Here is a 20,874-nt window from a genome sequence, read left to right on the forward strand (position 1 = left end):
GACTAGCGATGAAACGATTGAGTTCGCTAAGCTAAACTCTTCTGTCGTGCAGCCATCCCGGCATACCTTGAATCCCTATTATCTGGGCCTAAAAATATTCGAGGATATCGAGCGCCGATTCGATAACCCAACAAAGGAAGAACAAGCACGCTTCGGACGCGTCCCCGGCAAGGGCAGGGAAAAAATGTTCGAGGTACGCGAGCTCGATTCCGATATTTCGTTCATCCGCAACTACCTGACGAAAGATCTGGTTAATGATCTCGATCTGTACATTTTCGAGAAAAAAGGCCCTGAGTGGAAAATTACCGATAAGTCGTGGGAGAAAATTCGCGATCAGCTTGTTTATTCGAAAGTAAACGGTGGTTTCCCTAGTTTGATGGTCAAGGATGGGGATTTTAATCGTGTGGGTGAGCTTTATCTTATTCATGAGTATGAAGGGATGGAGCTCGATCTGAAGTATGTGGAGCGTACGCTGCCTCATGTCGTTCAGCTTTGGGGGAAAAACGTTCACCTGGAGACGTTTGTTGAGGATAAGAAGATTGTGTTCAGCTGTGATGGGAAGAAGACGAGTCGGAAGTTTGTTTGAGTTAAGAAGATAGTGCTTCTTAATTCTGCATTTAAAAGCTATTATGCATAACCATGAGACAAAAAACCCGATCTCACTCGATCGGGTTTTCTATTTTACGGACAGAGGGGGCCAAGGGGGGGTCGCCCCCCTTTATATACAGAATTTTTTCTCAGTACATTGTCACTACATAAGCCTTTTTGATAAGACTCAAATACCCTTACGCGCTGGAAACGTAGAACTGCTACTCGCTGAACTAACGTTAACCGTTAGCTAACGGGAGACGATAGTTGAACAAACATGGAGTAGTTTGCTGCGGCAGCTGCTCCATTTTTTCATTACGCTAACGGGCAGGAGAACTGAACAATGAGAATAGAGGAAATTATAAAGACTCAACGAATATATTCTTTGTTATTGATGAACCAGCTGGGGGGAGGTATTTTTTATGCTAAACATTCAATGTCAAGTTCCGATTTTACCCGTACGTAATATGGATGAATCCCTTGCATTTTACCTAGATGTGCTTGGGTTTAAGGTGGCTTGGATATGGGATGACAATGGCTATGCCGCAATCCAATGTGGTGATATTGAATTTCATCTGGATGTACAGGAATCGTTCACAACTTATAGAGCTCACTCTTATCTCTTTGTACAAAATATAGATGAAATTTATACATTGTATAAAAGTAAAGCACTAGACATTGTGCAAGATATTGAACAAAAACCCTGGGGCGTAAGAGAGTTCACATTTCGAGATGTTAATGGGCATATGTTCAGGGTAGCACAAGAAGCGTGAAATAGTCATTAAGCTATCGGAGAACGATAGTGGAATAACACAAATGATGAGCAGGCGCTGCGATGCCTGCTCTTTTTATTGAACTAACGGGCAGATTTCTCCAACAAAAGTCGGTACAGGCAATAGATTTTTCAAGTTCTTGTCAAAAGATATTGGAGAAAACAGCACATTTTATATTTACAAATCTATAAAAATAGATATAATAATCTGTATGGAACCATTACAGATTTATAAAGCTTTGTCTAACGAGACGCGTAGTCAAATTATGCTATGGTTAAAGAATCCAGAGGAATTCTTTGATGAAAAACCTTATCTACAACAAAATCTCAATTTTCAAATTGGTGTATGCGTGGGAGATATTCAGGCTAAAGCAGGTCTTGCACAGTCTGTTATTTCGAGTTATTTGTTGACGATGCAAAAAGCTGGTTTGTTGGAATCTGAGCGAATTGGGAAGTGGACGTACTATCGTCGAAACGAAAAGACAATACAGGAATTTTCCGAGTACATCCAAAAGAAACTATAGACTGAAAGGAGGTCTTTTTTTTTGTAATATACATCTATAAATCTATATATGTAAATATAAAAGGAGACTTACATTTAAAATGAAACAGGTTAACCCTTTGCTTATCATTATTTTGGCTTTAGGCGTATTCGGTATTATTACAACGGAAATGGGGATTATAGGTGTTTTACCCCAGGTAACTCAAAAATTTAATATATCGACCTCACAGGCTGGATGGCTTGTAAGTATATTTGCTCTCGTCGTTGCTATCTCAGGTCCATTCCTGACATTACTCGTATCCGGTATTAATCGTAAAGTCATTCTATTAACCACTTTGCTTATTTTTGCAATTTCGAATATGGCTTATGCTTATACGACCCAGTTCGATGTGATGCTAGTTTTTCGTTTTATCCCTGCTATTTTTCATCCCGTCTTTTTTTCGGTTGCCCTTGTGACCGCAGCCAAGCTTGTCCCTCCGGAAAAAAGCAGTAAAGCGGTCACAAAGGTTTTCGCCGGAATCACGGTGGGGTTTGCTTTTGGCGTGCCTTTGACATCTTATCTCGCGGAGAAGATTTCGTTAGAAGTCGCTTTCCTGTTCGGAGCTGTTGTAAGCATGATTGCCTTTGTAGGGATACAAGTTTGGCTTCCTTCCATGCCTGTTAAGGAAAAAATGTCTTATGGCAAGCAGCTTGGCATATTACGTAAACCTCAATTGTGGTTAAATATCGTGACCGTTATTTTTATCTTTGCAGCTATGTTTTCTGTGTACAGCTACTTTGCTGAATATCTTGTGCAAGTAACACATATGAACGGGTCAGGAATCAGCATCATGTTGATGGTCTTTGGTATCATCATGATTTTCGGGAATTTTTTATTTGGGGGCTTTGTTCATAAAAGCATTACAAAGACCGTCATCATGTTTCCTCTGCTATATGCGGTAATTTACTTATTCGCTTATTATCTGGGATCTTATCTCATTCCGATGGTTGTTATCGTAATCATTTGGGGGGTAGTGCATTCCGGCGGGCTTATTGTCAGTCAAGCATGGTTAACGACCGAGGCGAAAGAAGCTCCCGAATTCGGCAACAGCTTGTTTGTCTCATTTTCCAATCTTGGAATTACTGTAGGGGCTTCTATCGGTGGTTGGTTTATTTCTCACTTGGGAATACATCAACTCATCTGGAGCGGAATTATGTTTACATTGCTTGCTTTCGTATTGATTATGGTAAAAATAAAAATTTCCAAATCGAATGCAGAGGAAGTAAACGTGCGTTAAACTAATGGGACACGATAGTTCAATAAAAACATAGAAGCAGCCAATCATAATGATCGGCTGCTTTACTCAAGTACATTAAATGCTGAAGGAATCCATCAATCGTTTACCGATTTCATAAGCAACTCGGCTCGTTACAGCATTGCCTGCCATTTTATATAATTGGGAATCGCTTATCCCATATCCTTTGAGTGTATAAAACCAATCGTCCGGAAAAGACTGCAGTCGAAAACATTCAAGAGGTGTTAGTTTGCGAATACGATAACCATCATAGATTCCATGTTTGTCCTGTGCTGTTAGCGTAAAAGATGGTTCCCCTGGCTCCTTAAATCGACGTCCGTTCTGCCTTTTCTCTTCGCGGTCAGGTGTTAATACAGCCATGGGTTCCATGACCCCTGTACGCGCTTGATTGGCTCCTAATCCTTTGAAATAACTTGCATCTAAACAAGCAGCTTCCCCTGTTTCGTTGACAGCTGTCTTTTGTGATACATTAACTAAAATTTTGTTACCTTCACCCTTATTCGTTGTAAGTGTCGGCGCTAGTCCGTTTGCAGAAATGACTTGGCCATTCATACCTCTTCCGCTCGGATTTACATTTCCAGCGATCATAACCTTAGAAGCTATTGTTTTAGAGTCTTTAGCAGGCTTGTTGTTTTCTTCTCTGAAAGGAAATATTTTTCGTTCACTTGATCCTCTAAGACTTGCGACAATGAAGACACGTTCTCTGTTTTGTGGCACATAGGCCGAGCTGTTAAGCACACACCACTCCCCCACGTACCCCAACTCATCCAGCGTTCCGATGATAGTCTCGAACGTTCTCCCTTTGTCATGATTGAGGAGTCCTGTGACGTTTTCAAGGAGTATAAATTCAGGTTTGAAAATAGATGCGAACCTGATGATCTCAAAGAATACTGTCCCTCTAATAGCGTCGTTAAATCCTTCACGCTTTCCAGCAATGGAGAAAGCCTGGCAAGGAAATCCGGCAACGATTCCTTGAATTGGTCCTCGTTCTCTTCCAAGAAGTCGAATATGGTCATCTGTGACGGATCTGACATCATAAGCACTCCACATCCTTTCGTTCATTATCATCGCTATATACAGGAGTATCATCTACAAAAGAATATCCCCCAGAGATATTAAGATCGGAATGATTCGCAATTCCTGTATCCAAAACCGCTATCTTTACGCCATGGCCAGCAAAACCATTCTCAGTACTTAAATCAGCACCAATAGAATGTGTACCCCATGAAGTAATTTGTCTTGAAAATAAGTCATAGAGTGAAGACATAATCACTTAATACCACTATTCTTCTATTTATTGATCACATACTCTATTAAAGTAGCATTTAACAACAGTGGCACTATAGAGTTATTAAAATCGCTCACATTAACCATTCATTTTCACTTGGACTGCGCTTAACCCCTCTGAAAAAGAATTGACTAGGGTCACTTGATTTAGAGTACTAATTAATTCTCCATTGGTGTTGATCAGTTGAAAATTCTTTTCAGTTACAAAAGCCCTACCCTCTGAAAATGGAGAAGCATCTTTAAATTTTGGTTCAATTACAAACTCGCCATTTGGCTTGATATACCCCCATTTCTTATCTACCTTAGCAGGAGCAAGATTTTCAGCAACAAAGTTTTCTACATCATTAAAGGTAGGATCTATCACCATTTGTCCGGTTTTATCTATAAAGCCATATCTTTTACCAACCMAAACCGATGCTAAACCTCTATGGAAGCCTTCCGTATATTTAAAGCGCAATGGAATCTTTACTTGGCCATTTTTATCAATATATCCATACTTTTTATTTATACTTACAGCTGCCAAACCCTCTGAAAACAATATAGGAGAATCGTATATTGGATCTATTGTAAATTCCCCTGCAATGTTGACACACCCATACTTCCCATCCTTAGCTTTCACCGTCACCATACCATCAACAAAGTGCACTGCTCCATCGTAGATCGGAGCTGTTATCATATTCCCTTCAACATCAATAAAAGCTAATTTCCCATTTGGTGCTAAAACTCTGGCGTAACCTTCAGAAAAAATATATGCCTGCTCATATACTGCAGGAATTGCTATGTTTCCTTCTTTGTCTAAGTATCCAAAATTACTACGGTCAGTAAACAACGCTCGGCCACATGAAAAGTTACTCACAAAAGAATAGTTCGTTTCTAATACTGTTGTTCCATCTTTTGAAATAAACCTGCTCTTTCCTTCAACATCACAGGATGCCAGCCCTCCTTCAAATGAAGTAGCAAAATCAAAAACAGGTTCAATAACAAATCCACCATCTCGATCGATATAACCATATTTATAAACTTTCATTATAGTCAGTCCTCTAACTGTAATTTGTGAAAAAATAACTAAATTTATAATGTACCGATTTACTCAAAGGTATCAGGTTATCATCAATTCTATTTTTCATTCCATATGTGTTCGTGCCTCCGTACCTCCTCGGTATTATATGATGTATATCAGTACCCTTCCATGAATATGATACTGGAGCGTTTGCCGTTCTCTATTACATAATGCTTTCCTTCAACGCCCCAGTTGATCAGGACTTGAGCCTGTTCGGACGCCAGGTAGTCAAGGAATTGCTTCAGCCCATATCCTTATCCGTAAGTCAGAATAAGGCGCTGATGCACATTGCGGAGTCTGATCCGATGTACTAGAAGCCAATGCCAATGAATCGTCGTTAATCAATAAAGACCTCTGACTTTGGCCAGTGCCTTTATCAAAAATTCACTTCTATCCTTCGCTTTCGAGGATCTACTATTCAATCCACGATCTCTAAAGTGATCTTGTATACATAGATGCCCTTTTCGATTTTATATTCATCGTGAATATTTTTGGTCCATCCAGTATCTCCACCAAGACCTGCATGTTTGTAATCGATATGAAGGAAAACAGAATCGGATGTGCCAAGCTCGTCCTCATAGGCGGCATTGTCATACTGTCCGATGCTGTACTGATGGATGTCAAAATGGAAGTGACCCGCCGAGGTAACTTTTACGTTGCGGTCATCCGCCGACACATACAAATAACGGACATCTTCCTTGCCCCCGCACTCAACCGGCACGATGTAGGGAACATGCTGTTCTTCAACAGAGCTTTCATATATACCGATGAAGGCAGCCGCTTTACGGTCCGCATAGTTCTCCCATGGCCCGCGGCCATACCATTTGATACTCTTCCAGGCAGCAGGGAAGGTAAAGCTCAGACCGATTCTCGGTAAGGTATCGACATTAGCATTATTCACGACAGTGTTAGTAATTTCAATGCCTTTACCTCCAATCGCATACTCCGTAAGTGTTTCAATGCATCCATGATAAAGAACATGAACCTGAATGATGACTGAGGCAGGCGCTGCATATACCCGGATATTCTTGATCTCTTTCTGATCGGAGTCCAGCCCGAGGCTTCTCCAATCATCTGCATAGTTTAGCGTCTCACCAGGCACACCTGCGTCTATCCCCGTTGGCGGCCGATAGAAATTGTTCGCTCCGCCCGTAAAGTAGTCTTGATTATTGTATCTGACAGAAATGAACTCTGCCGTTTCTTTCGAGAAGACCACGTTCGTATTTTCATTATAAATATGAATTCGATCCGCAGCTTCTTCATATACCAGGCTCCCACTTTGAATATCCCCGGTATGTATTTCATATACGGAATCTTTCAACTCGACCTGGCATGCATAGATACAGGTTCCCTTATTTGCATAATAGGTGTCCTCGTTCAGATAAGCATAAAAATTCAGGAACGCTTCCCCAGAGACCTTGGTTGGATCGTATGGTGCCTGAAGACTTTCGATAGCTCCGGCCGGCGTGTGTAATCGGGGTAATGTACCGTTTTCCACAACCTTCCCGTCGCAAACAAGTTCCCAACCGATGTCCAGGTGGCTTAAGTCCCGATGCGTATAATGATTATAAATTCGATAACTTTTATTACCGGGAACATCATAAGGCCGTTCAAAATAATCGATCTGGACGGGAGCTTGTATATTTTTAATTTCATAGGCAGCCGGTTTCAGCGTTAAATCCGGAAATATAATGCCGTTCAGGCACATATCGGGCGCGGAATCAATAATCTCTTCCTGGAATGCGCCGCCATAAACATATTTTTTGTTCCCAGATTCATCATGCCGGACAAGCGCTTTATCCTGGAAATCCCAAATGAAGCCGCCCTGAAACCGCGGGAATTTATAAATAAGGTCCCAGAATTCCTTGAAATTCCCGTTGCTGTTGCTTTTCGCGTACGCATATTCACACATAATAAACGGCCGCAAGTCATCGCTGCTCGTCATGCAATCCACGATCCAATCCTTCTGAGGATACATGGGCGCCATGATATCGGAAATATTGGCCGGAGGATTTAAGGACTCATACTGAACATATCTTGTTTTATCATATTCCTTCATCCACCCGTACATGGCAGCATGGTTCGCTCCGTAACCGGACTCATTTCCCAAGGACCACAGAATGATCGAGGGATGATTCTTATCTCGCAACACCATCCGTGCTGCACGTTCCATATAAGCATGCGTCCATTCGGGAGATGCGCTGAGCTGGCCGCCGATGCCATGGGTCTCAATATTGGCCTCATCCACAACATATATGCCCAGTTCATCACAAAGGTCGTACCATTCGACGGCATGCGGATAGTGACTCGTTCTTACCGCATTGATATTTAGCGATTTCATGATCTTGATCTGCTCACTCATATACTCCGTTGACACCACGCGCCCCGTTTCGGGACAAAATGCATGAAGGTTGGTTCCGCGAATTATGAGACGTTTGCCGTTAATTTTCAATATCCCGGTGTTATCGATGCTGATTTCTCGGAAGCCGACATTTGCACTCTCGATGTCAACGACATTTCCGTCAGGGTCGATCATTTCCAATACCAATTTATAGAGGTAAGGAATTTCGTCGCTCCACAATTGGGGACTCTTAATGGTTTGTTTGACTTTCGCCACATAGTTGTCTTGCAGGTAGGATCTGAAATCCGCAAACTTCGGCGTCTCAAATTGCGTAACCAATTTTCGATCGTGATCATAAAGAGACAGACGCACGTGAGCTTCCCCATAACAGCTTGCTTGATTATTAGGATAAACCGTCACGGCTAAATCGGCATTGTCATAATCACCCGGGAAAAGCGTTTCGATTTTATAATCATGAATTCGCATTCGCGGTTTTGCATAAATCAGAACATCTCTGAAAATACCCGATAGATGCCAGTAGTCCTGATCCTCCAGATAAGAACCGGCTCCGAATCGCATCACCTGAACGGCCAAATGGTTTTGCCCCGTTTGGATGTAATCGGTAATATCAAAAGAAGCGTTAAGCTTGCTGTCCTGCGAATAACCGACGAACTTCCCGTTTAACCACAGATAAAAGCAGGATTCCACACCGGCAAAATCGATAAACAAATCTCTGCCGTTAAAATGTTCAGGAATTTCGAACGATAGGACATAACATCCGGTGAGGTTATCCTCCGGCACATAAGGCGGATTCAAAACAAATTCATCTTGCTTCAGTTGAATTTCGTGATGAGAGTCCGCCCCCTTCCGCGCAAAGGGATACTTAATATTAGTGTATATAGGTTTCCCGTATCCGAACAACTCCCAGTTGGAAGGAACAGGGATATCATCCCATTTGGACACGTCATATGCAGGATGATAAAACTCATCAGTTACTACATCCGGAGATGAAAACGTTTTAAATTTCCAAGTGCCGTTTAAGCATTTTACGTATTTTGACGCTCTCCGGTCGCCGCTTAGCGCCTGTTCCACGGTTTCGTATATTCCATACGGCTCATGCATGGGATGACGGTTCTTGTGAGCGACATGCGGATTCTCCCAGTCTCTGTTCAGCTTCATACGTTTCGAATAACCCCCTCATAAATTGTCTTAATTGGTTGTGCTATGAAAGTCGATACCCTTATAATATAAGGACAAGTTTTCATATAAAATGTTAGGTCTGGTAATTCATTTATCCATTTTGGTAGGTGCGGTGACGATATGAATTTCGATGCTATAAAAGAAAACGATGTCGTATACCGGTGTATCGGAGACGATTTCGACCTGGGCATTTTGTCTTGCGGCTTTATGAGAAAAAGAACGGCAGAGCGCTCCCAGTATGACTTCAGGATCGGATATTACAGCTGTTTGTTGGTCCTGCAAGGCAACGGACGATTTATCTCAAAGGAAGGCACTGTTATTACAATGCAAGCAGGGGATCTGGTACAACGTTTGCCCGATCGTATGCACTCCACCGAAATCGAGCCGAATGGGGAATGGATCGAGTTTTATATCAGCATAGGTTATCCTGTCTATCATTACCTCAAAACGCTAGGCATCATAAATTCCGACCAAGAGGTGCAGCCGACACGACATACAAGCGATATTTTGAATGAATTTGCCGCCCTGCTGAACTCTCTTAAATCCGCTGTAGATGAAAGGCTCCCCTATTTGCTGATGAAAGCTCAAGAACTCATTATCCGTTTGCACGGCAGCGTACATCATACTCAGAGAGAGCACAATGATCATAAAATCTCAAAAGCTTGCCAACTAATCGGTGGCGCCAATGATATTCATTACGATATTAAGGAAGCCGCAGCAGCCGTAAATATGGGCTATGAGAATTTCAGGAAGCTATTTAAAGCCACAACCGGAGTTTCCCCTCAGCGGTACCACATTGAACATTTAATGAAACAGGCCAAAATGATGCTCCTCTCCGGACTCCCCATTAAACACGTAGCCGTTAGTCTTGGTTATGGGGATATTTATTCCTTTACCAAGCAATTTACGAAATCGGAAGGAATGCCTCCAGGACGTTATATCCGTAACCGCCACAGATAAGCAAGAAACTAAGCAAAGGGCAGGAGGATCTTGCTTAATAAAAAATCAGAAAAGGAAAGCGAGATATCGTTCCTTCGCTTCCCTTATCATTCATCAGTTTTTCGACTCTTGAAAATTTCAAAAGACAAGAGTTTAATTAAATCAATCGCAATTCACAGCATGAGAGTGATAAATAAATATAGCATCTTGTTTTTTTTTACTGGAGAATTAAAAGGTTGACCATTATTTTCATTCTGATGAGTATTATTATTGGTAGCCGTATCGTTATTCTTCTGAGGTTCATCATCTTGAGGGTCACATTAGTTTTGATGTGTTGAAATAATTGTTGGTGATTGGTTATTTAAACCAATCGTTGATGAGGTGGATGAAACTGGAGTTTCAGTTGTTATAGCTTCTACCTTTTCATCTAATCCAGATATGCTGGCGAACAATAAACTTTCTGGTTTCAAGAAATTAATCCCCGTCAGAGAATGAAGCAAGGAATTGTTAAGTTGTTCGCCTGTGAAGCGCGAATGAAGAAAACCTTCAGGTATTAGGCGATTCATGACGTTCGATTTCTTCTTGATTTTCGCGGTAGGTGCCGGGAGTCGTTCCCGTGTATTTTTTGAACACCTTCGCGAAGTAGTGCTTGGTATCGAAGCCGACCTGACGGCTGATCGCGCAAACGGTCGAATGAGGCTGCGTTTTCAGCAGCTTTTGCGCTTCCCGGATTCGTAACGCATTCAAGTAATTGACGAGGGTGTCTCCCGTCTCCTTCTTGAACAAGCTGCTAATATAATTCGGATGCAGACTCATGCGATCCGCAAGATGGTCGAGGGACAGATCGTTCATATAGTTCATTTGCAAATAGGCCAATATCCGTTCGGCGTGCCGACTGTAATCAGAATCCGATGCGGCGGGGAGCTCCTCCTTCACGCGGCTCAGCAGGGACGCGATTTCCTTTTTGTCCAAAGGCTTCAGCAAGTAATCTACGACGCCCGAGCGAAGGGCCTGACGGACATAGTCGAACTCGTCATAGCCGGTCAGGATAATAAATCGATCGCATAACCCCTCAAGCCTGGCCTCCTGAATTAATTCGAATCCGTTCTTCTCCGGCATATGGATATCCGTTATCGTCACAGCGGGCATAAAGCGCTTCATTGTCTCTAATGCCTCCGGGGCATTGAGGGCCGAGCAAATGTCGGAACCGACAGGCGCGACTTCCTCGACGATTTTAACTAACCCTTTCAGAATCAAAGGTTCGTCGTCTACGATCAAGATCTTCAACGTCCGCCACCTTCCTTTTCACGATGATAATGCGCAAGCAGGCTCCTTTGCCCGACTCGCTGAGGATTTCCAGTCGGGATTCTCCTCCGAAGAAGCTTTTGACTCGTTCGTTGACGTTTTTCAAACCTACGCCGACCTGCTCCTCTGCCTTTCTAGGCTCGTCGTGCCTGGACAGCCGTTCGCGAAGCGCAAGAAGCTTCTCCGGCGTAATCCCGTTGCCGTTGTCGGTAACGTCGATCGTAATCTCGCTTTCCGTTTCCGTCGCCTGCAGCGAGATATGGACGGGTCGAAGGACGGCGGAAGCTCCATGCACGATCGCATTTTCGATAAGCGGCTGCAAAAGGAATCGCGGACAAGCCAGCCGTTCGGCATCCAGCGCAACTTGAATTTCAAAAGTCAGCCTGCTTTGGAGCCTCATTTTGTGGATGTTCATATAAAAGGAAACCATCTCGATTTCCTTCGCAAGAACCGTTTCTTCCCGCGCGGACGACAAGCTGTACCGCATCAGTTTCCCGAACCAGAAGGAAATATCGGCGACTTCCTTGTCGTCGTTAGCCTCGGCGACCATGCGGATCGTCTCGAGCGTGTTATAGAGGAAATGAGGCTTGATCTGCGCTTGCAGCACCTGGTATGCCGCTTCTTTGTTGCGCATTTCAGCTCGATGGACGTTGTTGATGAGCTCGTCCATTCGCCGGACCATCGCGTTATAGGTGACGATCAGGAAGCCGATTTCATCCTTTTCGAACTTGCCGTTTTTGATCGTCAGCTGCCTGAGGTTATTGTCGTTCAGCGTACGCATATGCCGGGCCAACCGAAGAATCCGTTTGGTAATCGTCGAAGCCAGCAGGTAATAGGCGATGGATAGAGCGATCAACAGCAGCACGATCATCGTCACCAAGACGATTTCCTTCTTCTTCACGGAACGGAATACTTCTCCCACCTGACCGGTGACGATGACGCGAACGTCCAGCGGCTCGAGCTTCAGCTGATTGACGATCGTTTGCCGGTTGATAAAAAATTTCCTGTCATCCGCTTGCAGAAGACGCAATGTCTTCTTGTCCAACGCCGGCGCTTCGTTCGTCAACGGATCGCCCTGTCCGGACAACAGCAACGCTCTCCAACTTCCTTCCACACCCGCGGCCGCATAGAAGTTATGGATTAAACTTTTGCGTACCCGAATTTCAAGAAGGCCGATTCGCTCCGTAATTTGCGTATTGTAAATGTACTGGTAATAGATCAGGTCCGGATCCGACGCCGCGGGATCGGCGCGCAGCCATTTCCCCTGTCCGGCTTTCAGGGACGAGACGGTTTGTTCCGTTTGCGGATCCAGCATAGACCGGTCGCGAAACAGATTGGTGATGGGCAATACCCGATCCTTCATCTTATAAATGACGATGGATTCGATCTCCGGATTAGCGAACATCGATTGCGTGTTCAGCGGGAGAATATAGCGGGTAAGCGCGTAGATGCTGTCCGCGTCGGATTCGTATACGCCGTCCAGATAATCGGTCAAGTAAGGATTGTATTGCAGCACCCGGTGGACCGACTGAATTCGGGCGAAATCCGTTTTCAGATTGGCGTAAGCCTGCTCCAGGATTTTCTGCCTGCTCTCCACGAATTGTTGCGTCAGGTTGCCGTAGATTTGCGTGTAATAGTGATAACCGAATGCCAGAACAGGGATAAAGATCATAATCACGTAACCAAGCACGATTTTGCGCATGATGCTCAAGGCGGCGTTTCCCTCCGATGCGGAATCCATATATCGTTAACATATCATGTACTAAAGAATTCCGATAGAGGCGCATCCCTCCCAGATTTACAATTCCGCAAACCCCGGTTAACGTGAGAACGGATCAAATTGAAACGATTCGCCAGCCTTCACGGTGTATCGGATCGATCGCTTCCTATAGCGCAGCGTACAAGGCATTCCGCAAAGGGAGCGGATCTCGGCTCCGATTAAGCTTCCTTTCGCCCAAGTCATGCCGACTTCGAATCCCCCTCTGGCGCGAAAGCCCGAGACGGAGCCTTCCGGCCATGTTTCCGGCAAGGCAGGAAGCAATTCGATTTCGTATTCGGCTTTTCCGTTTCGATAGCGGGATCGGCTTTGCAGCAGCATTTCCGCAATACCCGCGGTTCCGCCGAAATTGGCGTCGATCTGCATCGGAAACGGCTCATGCTGATTGAGCAGATTCGGATTGGTCGATCCCGCCAAGAGATCGACGAGCCGCTTGCGCGCGCTCTCCCCGTCTCGCAATCTGGCGTGCAGTGCTATCCGCCAAGCAGCCGGCCAAGCCAGGATTCGGTCCTTGCTCCGATGGCGAAGCTCGAGGCTTTTGCGCGCCCCCTCGAACGTTTCGGGCGTATTCTCGGATATCTGATTGCCGGGATATAAGCCGTAAAGGTGAGAAACGTGGCCGTTCGAATCTTCCGGTCGATCCCAATCCTCCGGCCATTCCTGCAATTGGCCGAATCGTCCGATTTGCATGGGGGGGATCCGGTCCAGAACCTTTCGGATTTCGTGTTCGAACGCCGAATTTTCGCCCAGCAGCTCGCTTGCGATCAAACAACGTTCGAGCAAGTCTCGGATCAACTGCACGTCCATCGTGGACGAGATCGTGAGATGCCTTCTTCGATCGCGGCCGTCCCGATACGCGTTCTCTGGCGAATAGGAAGGATTGGTAATCAGCAGACCGGCGAATTTGACGCCTTCGGGAGCCTCCACCAGGAAGTCCATCACGAATCGGGCGGCTTCTTTCATGGCAGGGTAGGCCCGTACCCTCAGAAAGTCAAGGTCGGGATTGTATTCGAAGTGATCCCATAAGTGCTGGACCAACCATACCCCGCCCATCGGCCATATTCCGGCATGGATGTCGACCGGGGCCGCGGCGCGCCATAAATCGGTATTGTGGTGGACGACGAAGCCCTTCGCGCCGTAATAGAGTTCCGCCGTGCGCGCGCCGGTGACGCGAAGATCGTCGATCAGATCGAACAGCGGCAGGTGGCATTCCGGCAAGTTTCCGACCTCCGCCGGCCAGTAATTCATCTGGACGTTGATGTTGGTCGTCCATTTGCTTCCCCATTCCGGCCATTCTTCTTCATTCCATATGCCTTGCAAGTTGGAAGGCTGATCGCCCGGTCTGGAAGACGCAATGAGCAAATACCGGCCGAACTGAAAATATAACGCGGCGAGCGACGGGTCCTCCGTCTCCCGAATGTCGAGTACGCGCCGATCCGTCGGACGCCGCTTGCCGCCAGTTTGCTCGTCCGCCCCGGCTCCCCATAGCCTTATCGAGACTCGTTCATACAAGGCTTTATGGTCTTCGACGTGTTCGTCCAGCAACTCGCGATAAGGTCGTTCGGAGACGCGCGCCATATACCGATTGTTCAATTCCGAAGGATCGCCCCCGATGTCCCGGTAGTTCAAGAAGCTTGTCGCTCCGGAAAAAACGAGGGTTACGGCACTCGCTTCCGCTATGCGCAGGACGCCGTCGCCGGCCGCGCACGAGCCGCCTTCGCAAAAAGCCGTGAGCCTCCCTTCGAATCGGAGTCCCGGACCTTCCCAAGAGCCGCTCCAATTTCTTGGACCCTTGCGCGTTCCGGTCCGTCCAGTCAGCCGAATCGCACGGCTTCCGTCCGATTGAACGGACGCATCGGGGTGGACGCTGGACAAAGACGCGTCTACGGCGATACTGCCCCGCTCGCCGCATGAAAGCCGAATCACCAGGCAGCCGCTCGGGCGGGAACAGAAGATTTCGCGCGTGTATTCGCATCCGTCGGCTTCATAGGATACGGTCGCCACCGCCCGCCGCAGATCCAATTCACGCCGATATCGCGTAACCTCGCGATGCCCGGGGAACGCCAGATTCAGCTCGCAAAAAGGCAGGTAGGCTTGCAGATGGATCGGCTCGCCCATCATGCGGTCCAGAAACAGCCGCTCCGCCTCCTCGATCCGATCATTGAAAATCAGGCTCCGGACTTCTTGCAAATATTGCCCCGCGTCCGGCCGGTTATAATCATGCGGCGCCCCCGACCACAACGTCTCCTCGTTGATCGGGATTCTTTCCGTTTCCGCTGCTCCGAACACCATTGCTCCCAGCCGTCCGTTGCCAATCGGAAGAGCCTCTTTCCATACCGTACCGGGCGAATCATACTCCAGCTTCATCATTTTCCCGCCTTTCCGTTCTCCCATTTGCCTTCACCTGCAATATAGCGTGCAAAGTCCGTCAGGAACGCGCAGCGCTCCTGACGGACCAAGTCTTATTTTTTAAACAAATCCTTCTTCTTCTGATAGGTTTGGTTAGCCCAATCCACCAAGCGATCCAGACCGATCTTCTCGGCGTTCTTCACCATGCTCTCGTAGTTTGCCACGGCTTCTTCCTCCGACTTCGCCAAGTAGATTTTAACCTTCTCGTTTTTGATCATCTCGTCGATCTTCGTTTTGATCGTCTTCTCATCCGAATCCGGCTGCAGCTGAATCAAGCCGAGCTCCGGCTTGTAAACCGTGAACGCCTTTCTTTCCATCAACGCTTTCGTCTTCTGCGCTCCCGGTACGTAGCTCAACATGCCTTCCGTAACGCCGTCGTTGTACAGGTACCACCATTTGATTCCGTTGCTGTTGACGAAATCGGCGTCGGACGGATCGTATTTCAAATTCGGATACCCTTCGTCGTTCCAGGTCCAATGCTCGCCCTCGACGCCGAACATCGTTAACTTTTTGCCTTCGTCGCTCGCCAGATATTGAAGGAACTTGATCGACGCCTCCGGATCCTTGTTTTTCTTCGTGATAAATGTACCTGCAAAGCCCAGTCCAGAGCTGACCGCTTTCGCATCTTTCGAAATGGAGCTAGGCAGCATTTGGAACGTATACGAACCGCCGGCGTTTTTGACCTTGATATTGTCCGAGTCTGCTATGCTGACCGTATGCATATGCGCGAATGCCTTCCCGCTGGTCGCATACTGATCGTCGATCTGATCGTTCGTATAGGCGAAGTTCTCCGCCAGAATGTCCCCTTCGCGGTACAGACGGTTCATAAACTTGAAGAAATCCAGCATTTCCGGCTTTCTGATCGCATAGTCCACTTTTCCGTCCCGCTCATACCAGCCGTCCAAAAGGCCCTCGACGCCGAACTGCGTCAGGAAGTATTGCTCGATCCAATCTTTGTCCATGATCAGAGGGATCATGTCCGGATATTTTTCTTTGACCATGCCCAAAACCTTCATAAAGTCGTCAATGGTGTCTATTGGCGGATTGCCAAGCTCTTGCAGAATATCCTCGCGCACCGCGATACCCGGGTTGCCGTCGCTGCCGACCGAGTATTTGTTCTGCACCATTTCCTCCTGCGTCGCGAAGGAGTTGCGCACCGTATAGAAATTGCCGTCATCCATCGTGTGGATCGCAATTCGTATCGGATCGATCTTAAAGTCAGGCGCGTATTTCTCGATCAACTCGTTCCAAGGATAAGAAAGCTTCGAATCGGACATCCGTTCGATGTTTGCGTTAGTAAAAACCAGATCCGGGAGATCGCCGGACGCGATCATGAGCGGAAGCTGCTTGTCGTCCGTGGCTACTGTCACTTTCAGCTTGATTCCCGTCTTTTCGGTAATTTTCTCGGCAACCGACCCCTTCCACTCCTTCACCGGATACCAGGAGGCATCGATAAACAAGGACAGCTCCTTTGCCTCGTTGCTTTTTGCGGGCTGTTCGCTCCCCTCCGAGTTATTGACTTGACCATCGTTGTTATTTCCGCATGCGGACATCAGAGATATCGTCATCATTAGGATGAGCGATAAGAGCAGTGCCTTCTTCCCTTTGTTTCTTTTCAAAATAACCCCTCCAACAAGTGATGTTTATATTAAAGCAAACGCTTTAATATCATGCCAACAAAATCAACCCTTCACGGAACCCAGCATAATGCCTTGAATGAAAAACCTCTGGAGGAACGGATAGACGCACACGATAGGCGCGATAGATATAACCATAGCCGCTACCTGAAGCGAATAGCTGGTGACGCCCGCTGAAGCACTGTTCGCAACGGCTATAGCGTCCATCGGCGCATTGCTCTTGTTGATAACCTCCATCATCCGGAAAGCGAGCGTCCGCAGACCTTCCGACTGCACGAAGTAAGCGGAATCCAGCCAAGAGTTCCATTGACCAACCCCCAAGAAAAGCGACATGGTTGCGATCAGCGGCATAGAGACGGGAAGGATGATCCGGTAGAAAATAACGAGCTCGGTAGCCCCGTCCATGTAAGCCGACTCCTTGAGTTCACTCGGAATTTCCTGGAAGAACGAAATGGCTATCAGCAGAAAAAACGTACTTAACATGGAAGGAATGACATAGACACCAAACGTGTTCAGCAGCCCCAGTGAGCGCAGAACGACGTAATACGGTATCAAACCGCCGGAAAAGTACATCGCGAATATAATGACCGTGAAATAACCTTTGCGAAACAGAAGATCGCGGTGAGACAGCCCATAAGCAACCAAACAGGTAAAAAGGACGCCTAGGGCGGTTCCAGCAAGCGTTCTCATAATCGTGACCAAAAAAGCACGGTACCAGTGGGGGTCATCCAAAAATCGCGCGTAATTTTCAAAGGAAAAGGTCCTTGGCCATAGATAGACGCCCCCAAGAAGCGAATCGGTTCCTTTATTGAAGGAAAGAATCAGGACGTAATAGAACGGATAAAGCATCGATAACGTCAGAATGGCTAGTAATGCATAAATCATAGCATCCATGATACGATCTTTTTGTTTTTGGCTGAGCTGCATGCACGCTCCCCTTTCCTAGAATAGACTTGATCCCGAAGTGCGTTTGGCAATGTAGTTGCTGGAGAAAATCAGGATGACGGAAATGACGGACTGGATCAAATCAATCGCTGCCGCATAGGAAAATCTCCCGTCTCTTAATCCGACCTTAAACGCATAAGTTTGCACGATCTCCGAGGTCGGATTGTTGATGCTGTTGCCGAACAGAAACGCCTGCTCGAAGTTGGAGCCCACCAGTCCTCCGCCCAGAATGCTTCCAATCGTCAGAATAAGTACAACGACGATCGTTCCTTTCATTCCAGGGAACGTAATATGGCGAATTCGAGCCAAGCGGCCCGCTCCGTCGATCTGCGCGGCTTCATATAATGACGGGTTAATGCCCGCTATGGCGGCCAGGAAGATAATCGTCCACCAGCCCATCTCCTTCCAGACGGCACTTCCAGTCGCCAGTCCCCAGAAATAGTTGGGGTTCGTCAATATGTCAAGCGGCTTGTCGATTATGCCTAGCCCTAGAAGCGCTTTATTGACCATTCCGATATCCGTCGACAGGAAGGCGAAAGCGATGCCTGCGACGACAACCCACGAGATGAAATGGGGCAAATAGCTGATCGTTTGGACAAAACGCTTAAACTTCAAATTTTTTACTTCGCTTAATAGAATGGCCAGCAATATGGGAGCCGGAAAAGCAAAAAGGATTTTTAGCAGACTCAATGCCAGCGTATTTCGAACGATTGTTCCAAACTGATAGTCATTAAAGAACTCCTTGAAATGCTTTAATCCCACCCAATCGCTTGTAAAAATGCCCTTAATTCCGGTAGAGATGGAATACTGCTTAAATGCCATTAGAATGCCGAACATCGGCGTATAGGCGAAGACAAGCAAAAATATCATGCCGAGCCCAACGAACAGGTGCAGCGTTTTTTGTTTTTTAAATCGCTTCCAAAACTGCGTTCGCTGTTCTGTTTTTCCCTTAATTCCGATTACGCGTGTATCCAACTCCATATCTGCTCCTCCTTTGTTTTCAGTGTACTCTTCGAATCAGAGCGTCGAAAGCCAACATTCTTAAGAAAGCGTTGTCATTTTTGAAGATCGGATGGCAAGGTGCCCGGACAATAGCATCCCGTTGCCGCCGTTCAAATCGGTTTGCGATCCGCATAGAACGCGGCGATATCGTCCCTCGTATGCTTCCGTTTCTGGACAGAAAAAAGATGACCCCCGACGAATTGACGAATTCCGAGGGTCATCTACCGGCCAATGCTAGTGCGGCCTAGTTCTGCTTTGATCAAGGATTAAACTGCAGCGACAAGCGGTTTTATTTCACTCTTCCCTGCTTGGGCATTGGCGTTGACACAAGCAATCGTTTCAATCCGGAAGCACGGTGTAGACGACGCCGGCATCCGCATGAAAGCGGAGAAGGCCGGCCGGCCTCTCGGATTCGACCGGTTTCCCTTCCACTGTAATCGAACAACTGATCGCGCTTCGAATAAAGTATGGTCCACTGGCAGTAGAGGCAACTACGGCCTTCGTCAGACTGCCATCCTTCCATTCCAAGTCGACCGTATAGCTGCCTCTAGCGCGCAGCCCTTGAACGGAGCCCGTTGACCATACTGCCGGAAGCGCCGGGAGCAGATGAAGCTCGCCCGCACGACTCTGAAGCAGCATCGTAAAATTATTCCTACCCACTATAATGACGATAAAAATCACCATTAGTTGCGGTAAACTGCCCGTTAGCATTCCTGTAGAGCGTTAATTATCAGCTTTGCAAAAAAAGAAGCGCCTTGGTAGGTGGACTTATAATTGAAAGCCCAATTTTTTGCTCAAAAATCACTAACTGATGCTTCTCATACGAAACACCACTTATTTTTAATTGTTCATTATAGAACTAATTTTTTCACATCTTTCTTCTAACACTTTATTAATTCTTTGACTAGCAACATCGTACCAATTTTTATCAATTTCAAAAGCCGTCCATGACCGGCTTGTCATAATGGCTGCTTCCTCCGCAACCCCACATTGGATTCAATGAGGCTTTATGAACTTTCGTTCTTAAATTCTCGTACACCTGATTTTTACTATGGTACTTGATGTCTTTATTTACAGATTGTTCGGTTGGAGTTCCGATAAGTACGCCAATCTGCACACCTTTGAAGCCATATTCCTCATCATCCTCGAATATGTCCCCGCAATACCGATTTAAGCGATAAAATAAATCTTCATGTTCTAGAGTTTGCTTGGATCGTACAGGTACTTTGATTTCTACATATGCAGTTTTTTGATTCCAAAGCTTTTCTGAAAATCTATCTGAATATTTAAATGATAGTTTCGATTGGGTTAAATGCTTAAGAATATCATGAGCGTCTTCAGATTCTAAATATTCTTTTAATGTGCTTAAAAAAGCTTCTTCTTTCGTAAACTCGATTGGTCTCATAATAATCCCCCATTTTGGAATGTCAACAAAATATGATGCCCAAAAGCCCCTAAAACTTCTGTTACGAATAATTTTAAACTCATTATATCAATATTGCATGGAAAAAAAGACCAAAATCAAAGACTATCGTAACAGAATGTTTAGCGTACAAAAAAAGCCATCCTTTTGAGGATGACTCTGAGCATTTTCAACTTTATTTTTGTTCAATAAGGAACCATTAGGCTTCTTTGACGTTAAGCGATGCCGCGCCTTACATCGCTTTCACATCTCTATTTTATTGGTGCAAGCTTAATAATAGAACTAGTTTCTCTTTACTACAGAAACGCCTGCCCCTCTATTAGCGATTTAATTATTCAGACTGTCCATCTGCCAATTTACTGAAATCCAAATGGCTAAAGTTTGCCATCATG

The 20,874-nt window shown here is 46.0% G+C and carries 18 protein-coding genes; 5 read left to right on the forward strand and 13 right to left on the reverse strand.

Going from position 1 to position 20,874, the window contains the following annotated elements; all coding sequences use genetic code 11:
• The 4 genes from AC1DPK_RS32495 to AC1DPK_RS32510 all read left to right on the forward strand — a co-directional run.
• Nucleotides 1-586 (forward strand): SpoVR family protein (locus AC1DPK_RS32495; RefSeq protein ID WP_477512842.1); only part of this gene is annotated, 586 nt, incomplete at its 5' end.
• Between the two features lie 424 nt (nt 587-1,010).
• Nucleotides 1,011-1,361 carry a bleomycin resistance protein gene (locus tag AC1DPK_RS32500; RefSeq protein WP_477512843.1) on the forward strand — a complete coding sequence of 117 codons (351 nt, stop codon included), beginning with the start codon at nt 1,011-1,013 and terminating at the stop codon, nt 1,359-1,361.
• Between the two features lie 211 nt (nt 1,362-1,572).
• Nucleotides 1,573-1,884, forward strand: a complete 312-nt coding sequence (locus AC1DPK_RS32505) for an ArsR/SmtB family transcription factor (RefSeq protein WP_339209456.1) — start codon at nt 1,573-1,575, stop codon at nt 1,882-1,884.
• 79 nt (nt 1,885-1,963) lie between these two features.
• On the forward strand, nt 1,964-3,139 hold the full coding sequence (locus AC1DPK_RS32510) for an MFS transporter (protein WP_477512844.1): 1,176 nt from the start codon (nt 1,964-1,966) through the stop codon (nt 3,137-3,139).
• A gap of 75 nt (nt 3,140-3,214) precedes the next feature.
• Here the strand turns inward: AC1DPK_RS32510 and dcm are convergent, their stop codons facing one another.
• From dcm to AC1DPK_RS32530, 4 genes are all read right to left on the reverse strand, one after another.
• Nucleotides 3,215-4,219 (reverse strand): DNA (cytosine-5-)-methyltransferase, encoded by a 1,005-nt coding sequence (gene dcm / locus AC1DPK_RS32515; protein WP_477512845.1) that lies wholly within the window; start codon nt 4,217-4,219, stop codon nt 3,215-3,217.
• Nucleotides 4,191-4,430, reverse strand: a complete 240-nt coding sequence (locus AC1DPK_RS32520; RefSeq protein ID WP_477512846.1) for a hypothetical protein — start codon at nt 4,428-4,430, stop codon at nt 4,191-4,193. The genes dcm and AC1DPK_RS32520 overlap by 29 nt, the downstream gene beginning before the upstream one ends.
• A 93-nt stretch (nt 4,431-4,523) precedes the next feature.
• On the reverse strand, nt 4,524-5,471 hold the full coding sequence (locus AC1DPK_RS32525) for a WG repeat-containing protein (protein WP_477512847.1): 948 nt from the start codon (nt 5,469-5,471) through the stop codon (nt 4,524-4,526).
• A 451-nt stretch (nt 5,472-5,922) separates the two neighbouring features.
• Entirely contained in the window at nt 5,923-9,024 is a 3,102-nt protein-coding gene (locus AC1DPK_RS32530; RefSeq protein WP_477512848.1) for a glycoside hydrolase family 2 TIM barrel-domain containing protein, read from the reverse strand.
• A gap of 141 nt (nt 9,025-9,165) precedes the next feature.
• Here AC1DPK_RS32530 and AC1DPK_RS32535 point away from each other — a divergent pair, with 141 nt between their 5' ends.
• On the forward strand, nt 9,166-10,005 hold the full coding sequence (locus tag AC1DPK_RS32535; protein ID WP_477512849.1) for a helix-turn-helix domain-containing protein: 840 nt from the start codon (nt 9,166-9,168) through the stop codon (nt 10,003-10,005).
• A gap of 299 nt (nt 10,006-10,304) precedes the next feature.
• On the opposite strand, the gene AC1DPK_RS32540 is transcribed toward AC1DPK_RS32535, so the two are convergent.
• The 9 genes from AC1DPK_RS32540 to AC1DPK_RS32580 all read right to left on the reverse strand — a co-directional run bounded on the left by AC1DPK_RS32540 (nt 10,305) and on the right by AC1DPK_RS32580 (nt 20,464).
• Nucleotides 10,305-10,550: a hypothetical protein gene (locus AC1DPK_RS32540; RefSeq protein ID WP_477512850.1), complete on the reverse strand. Its 246-nt coding sequence runs from the start codon at nt 10,548-10,550 to the stop codon at nt 10,305-10,307.
• A complete protein-coding gene (locus tag AC1DPK_RS32545; RefSeq protein WP_477512851.1) occupies nt 10,531-11,271 on the reverse strand; it encodes a response regulator transcription factor in 741 nt (246 codons plus the stop codon). The genes AC1DPK_RS32540 and AC1DPK_RS32545 overlap by 20 nt, the downstream gene beginning before the upstream one ends.
• Nucleotides 11,219-12,991, reverse strand: a complete 1,773-nt coding sequence (locus AC1DPK_RS32550; RefSeq protein WP_477512859.1) for a sensor histidine kinase — start codon at nt 12,989-12,991, stop codon at nt 11,219-11,221. Before AC1DPK_RS32550 ends, AC1DPK_RS32545 begins: the two co-directional genes overlap by 53 nt.
• Before the next feature lie 117 nt (nt 12,992-13,108).
• Complete coding sequence (locus tag AC1DPK_RS32555) at nt 13,109-15,436, reverse strand: glycoside hydrolase family 95 protein (protein WP_477512852.1); 2,328 nt, start codon at nt 15,434-15,436, stop codon at nt 13,109-13,111.
• Nucleotides 15,437-15,528: 92 nt separating this feature from the next.
• Nucleotides 15,529-17,094: an extracellular solute-binding protein gene (locus AC1DPK_RS32560; RefSeq protein ID WP_477512853.1), complete on the reverse strand. Its 1,566-nt coding sequence runs from the start codon at nt 17,092-17,094 to the stop codon at nt 15,529-15,531.
• A 63-nt stretch (nt 17,095-17,157) separates the two neighbouring features.
• Nucleotides 17,158-18,039 (reverse strand): carbohydrate ABC transporter permease, encoded by an 882-nt coding sequence (locus AC1DPK_RS32565; RefSeq protein ID WP_057304608.1) that lies wholly within the window; start codon nt 18,037-18,039, stop codon nt 17,158-17,160.
• 15 nt (nt 18,040-18,054) lie between these two features.
• Nucleotides 18,055-19,038, reverse strand: coding sequence for an ABC transporter permease (locus AC1DPK_RS32570; RefSeq protein WP_477512854.1), 984 nt, complete (start codon nt 19,036-19,038; stop codon nt 18,055-18,057).
• Nucleotides 19,039-19,398: 360 nt separating this feature from the next.
• Entirely contained in the window at nt 19,399-19,698 is a 300-nt protein-coding gene (locus AC1DPK_RS32575) for a glycoside hydrolase family 95-like protein (protein WP_477512855.1), read from the reverse strand.
• 295 nt (nt 19,699-19,993) lie between these two features.
• Nucleotides 19,994-20,464: a hypothetical protein gene (locus tag AC1DPK_RS32580; RefSeq protein ID WP_477512856.1), complete on the reverse strand. Its 471-nt coding sequence runs from the start codon at nt 20,462-20,464 to the stop codon at nt 19,994-19,996.
• Nucleotides 20,465-20,874: the final 410 nt, after the last annotated feature.

The organism is Paenibacillus sp. 01T424 (assembly GCF_056398745.1).

What these genes read in the sequence shown, in the direction of transcription:
- AC1DPK_RS32500 (WP_477512843.1), top strand. Translation starts at nt 1,011, where the DNA reads ATGCTAAACATTCAATGTCAAGTTCCGATTTTACCCGTACGTAATATG.
- AC1DPK_RS32505 (WP_339209456.1), top strand. Translation starts at nt 1,573, where the DNA reads ATGGAACCATTACAGATTTATAAAGCTTTGTCTAACGAGACGCGTAGT.
- AC1DPK_RS32510 (WP_477512844.1), top strand. Translation starts at nt 1,964, where the DNA reads ATGAAACAGGTTAACCCTTTGCTTATCATTATTTTGGCTTTAGGCGTA.
- dcm (WP_477512845.1), bottom strand. Translation starts at nt 4,219, where the DNA reads ATGAACGAAAGGATGTGGAGTGCTTATGATGTCAGATCCGTCACAGAT.
- AC1DPK_RS32530 (WP_477512848.1), bottom strand. Translation starts at nt 9,024, where the DNA reads ATGAAGCTGAACAGAGACTGGGAGAATCCGCATGTCGCTCACAAGAAC.
- AC1DPK_RS32535 (WP_477512849.1), top strand. Translation starts at nt 9,166, where the DNA reads ATGAATTTCGATGCTATAAAAGAAAACGATGTCGTATACCGGTGTATC.
- AC1DPK_RS32540 (WP_477512850.1), bottom strand. Translation starts at nt 10,550, where the DNA reads ATGAATCGCCTAATACCTGAAGGTTTTCTTCATTCGCGCTTCACAGGC.
- AC1DPK_RS32550 (WP_477512859.1), bottom strand. Translation starts at nt 12,991, where the DNA reads ATGCGCAAAATCGTGCTTGGTTACGTGATTATGATCTTTATCCCTGTT.
- AC1DPK_RS32555 (WP_477512852.1), bottom strand. Translation starts at nt 15,436, where the DNA reads ATGATGAAGCTGGAGTATGATTCGCCCGGTACGGTATGGAAAGAGGCT.
- AC1DPK_RS32565 (WP_057304608.1), bottom strand. Translation starts at nt 18,039, where the DNA reads ATGCAGCTCAGCCAAAAACAAAAAGATCGTATCATGGATGCTATGATT.
- AC1DPK_RS32570 (WP_477512854.1), bottom strand. Translation starts at nt 19,038, where the DNA reads ATGGAGTTGGATACACGCGTAATCGGAATTAAGGGAAAAACAGAACAG.
- AC1DPK_RS32575 (WP_477512855.1), bottom strand. Translation starts at nt 19,698, where the DNA reads ATGCTGCTTCAGAGTCGTGCGGGCGAGCTTCATCTGCTCCCGGCGCTT.
- AC1DPK_RS32580 (WP_477512856.1), bottom strand. Translation starts at nt 20,464, where the DNA reads ATGAGACCAATCGAGTTTACGAAAGAAGAAGCTTTTTTAAGCACATTA.